This window comes from Occallatibacter sp., from assembly GCF_049802275.1.
GTDB lineage: Bacteria > Acidobacteriota > Terriglobia > Terriglobales > Acidobacteriaceae > Telmatobacter.
Genome location: NZ_JBARMD010000530.1, coordinates 1 through 2908 on the forward strand (window position 1 = coordinate 1; position 2908 = coordinate 2908).

Consider the following 2908-nt stretch of genomic DNA (forward strand, 5'->3'; position numbering starts at 1 on the left):
AACAATCCATTCGCGAAATCAACTCGGGCATTTACGCATTCAAGGTAGGCCCCCTGTTGAAGCACCTGGATAAACTGACCGCCGAAAATGCTCATGGCGAGTTTTACCTTACAGACATGGCGGCGCATCTGAACGCCGCAGGTGAGAAGGTTGCTGCAGTCGAGGCTCCTGACGCCGTGGAAGTGCTGGGCGCCAACACCATCGCAGAACTGGTCGCACTCGATGCGAGGATTCGGATGGCAAACGCCAATCGTCTGATGGCCGGTGGCGTTACCATCTTCCGGCCGGAGACATGCGTGATCGATGCCGAAGTGGAGATTGAGCCGGATACGATCATCGAGCCGTTTGTGCAACTGCTGGGCAAAACGAAGATCGGTACAGACTGCCGCATTCGTTCCTACTCCGTGATCGAAGACTGCACGCTGGGAAAGGACGTTCTGATTCGGCAGAGTTGCGTGCTCGCGGAAAGCACAGTGGCAGACGGCGCGCGCATCGGACCATTTGCGCACCTGCGGCCGGGAAGCGAAATTGGACAGGACGCCCACATCGGGAACTTTGTTGAAACGAAGAAGGCCAAGCTTGGAAAAGGGGCGAAGGCCAACCACTTGACCTATCTGGGCGACGCAGAAGTGGGTGCGGGTTCAAACATCGGCGCCGGGGTGATCACCTGCAACTACGACGGAGTGCACAAGCATCCGACGCGTATCGGACAGGGCGCGTTCGTGGGCAGCGACTCGACGCTGGTTGCGCCGATTGAGATTGGCGACGGTGCCTATATCGGCGCCGGGTCCTGCATTACGCGGAATGTTCCTTCGGGGGCGCTGGCTGTAGGGCGGTCGCGGCAGGTGACCAAGCAGGGCTGGGCGGCAGCTCGCCGGGCGCGCAAGGAGGAACGGAAATAGCCGCAGCATCCGGCATTCGAAGGACACGGTTTTCACCAGTTGCAAATTCGGGCCATTTTTTGTGTATGGGGGTAGAATAGATTCTTCGAATATCCATACAACTTTAGTACTTTGGTACTTTGCCAAGATGGGCTTGCGACATTGACCGGGTAAGCGTAACTTCTTGATACGTTCTCAGGATTTTTGGCTCTTGTGGTGAAATGAGCATGGGAGTGTCGATGCGATCCCTCCCTGGGAGATTCGCGGACAAATCCTCGTAAGTTTCCCGTTTAACAAGGGTTCCTGGCGACGTTGATCCTTTTAAGGAAGAGAGCGCTTTTCGCAAATTGAGAAATGCTGGTGCCTAAATTAAGAGGATTGCCCCGCCGCAGATGGACTGAGCACTGGCGGGAAACCGGGAAGGAAACAGGGGCGGCGTCCACGGATGCAGCCTCGACAGCGATGCTTTCTGTGGCGAGCCCGGATACCCGCACGAGCTTGAAAGCGCGTAAGACCGCTCGCATCCTCGTTGTGGACGATGAGGCTCACGTTCGCTCAATGATCGCAGCGACGCTGGAACGCCAGGGGTACAAGGTGCAGCTTGCCTCGGGAGGGCGCGAAGCCCTGGAGGCAATTGACCAGGACACCTTTGAACTGATTCTGACGGACATCGTGATGCAGGAGGGCAACGGACTGGCCCTGCTGGAACGGATTCATGGTCAGAATCCCAATCTCCCCGTCATCATGGTGACGGCAATACACGACATCAGCGTGGCCATCGACTCGATGCGCCGCGGCGCCTACGACTATCTTCTGAAGCCATTCGAACGCGAGCACCTGGTTGCCACGGTGCAGCGTGCACTTGAGCACCGGCAGGCGTTACAGGAAAGCCACACCTACCAGCAGAATCTGGAACAGGTTGTAAGGGCGCGCACGGAGATGCTGCGCCAGGCGATGGAAGATCTGGAGCATTCCTACGACGTCACGCTCGAGGCACTTGGTGACGCTCTCGACCTGAAGGACTCTGAAACCGAAGGCCACTCCAAGCGCGTTACGGCGTACACCATCGCGTTGGCCCGGGCGATGGGCATCTCGCCGGCAGAGATCAAGGTGATTGCGCGCGGCGCCTTCCTGCACGACATCGGCAAGATGGCCATTCCCGACGATATTCTGCGCAAGCCCGGGAAGCTGACGTCGGAAGAGCAGGAGATCATGCGAGAGCACTGCGCACGCGGCTACCAGATGCTGCGCAAGATTCCCTTCCTCGCCGAGGCCGCTGAGATTGTCTTCACGCACCAGGAACACTATGACGGGACCGGTTATCCAAGCTCGCTGAAGTCGGCGGCAATCCCCGTCGGCGCCCGCATTTTTGCCGTGGCCGATACGCTTGATGCCATCACCAGCGATCGGCCTTATCGCGTGGCACGCACCTTTGACGCCGCACGCGAGGAGATCATCCGCTGCTCGGGAACGCAGTTTGATCCCGCGGTGGTTGAAGTCTACCTGAAGATTCCAAATGAACTCTGGCTTGAGTTACGCTCAGAGATCACGGGGCAAAACCGCCACTTCTCAACCTTCGATATTGCCCATCCTCTGGGATCCACCAAGGAATAAGCGCGGGAAACTTCCTTCCCAATCTATCCTCAAGTCGGCTGCGCGTGAACCAATGCGCGTCACCGCTGTGCTGATCGCGAAAGCCGCTCTCGTATTCCCTATTAAATAGAGTTGAGCGCTGCGATGCCGAAGGCTAGTTGTGAGAATAGCTGCGACCATTCGAGCACCCCGCGCAAGGCAGACGGTTTGAGAGTCTTATGAGGGACAACAATCGTATCACCTGGGTAAAGACGCAATTTCGCGAATTCATTACCCCATGCGGAGTTCACCGTGTCGCGGCTTACCACGTCGCCGTTAGCGCGGATGATGAACTCATGCTTCGCGTCTGCTTCTCTGTTCGCTCCGCCGGCTTGCATCACATATGCGCCCACGCGGCGTCCATCCACATATAAGAAGGAGTTCTGGTCGTATAC

Annotated in this window: 3 protein-coding genes; 2 read left to right on the top strand and 1 reads right to left on the bottom strand. The window is 57.5% G+C overall.

Going from position 1 to position 2908, the window contains the following annotated elements; translation table 11 throughout:
• Together WA354_RS18370 and WA354_RS18375 are read left to right on the top strand one after the other, a co-directional pair.
• On the top strand, positions 1-902 hold a 902-nt coding region (locus WA354_RS18370; RefSeq protein ID WP_472814472.1), incomplete at its 5' end, for a bifunctional UDP-N-acetylglucosamine diphosphorylase/glucosamine-1-phosphate N-acetyltransferase GlmU.
• A gap of 339 nt (positions 903-1241) precedes the next feature.
• Positions 1242-2495: an HD domain-containing phosphohydrolase gene (locus WA354_RS18375; RefSeq protein ID WP_472814473.1), complete on the top strand. Its 1254-nt coding sequence runs from the start codon at positions 1242-1244 to the stop codon at positions 2493-2495.
• 101 nt (positions 2496-2596) lie between these two features.
• Here the strand turns inward: WA354_RS18375 and WA354_RS18380 are convergent.
• The coding region (locus WA354_RS18380) for a polysaccharide biosynthesis/export family protein (protein WP_472814474.1) at positions 2597-2908 on the bottom strand (312 nt) is incomplete at its 5' end.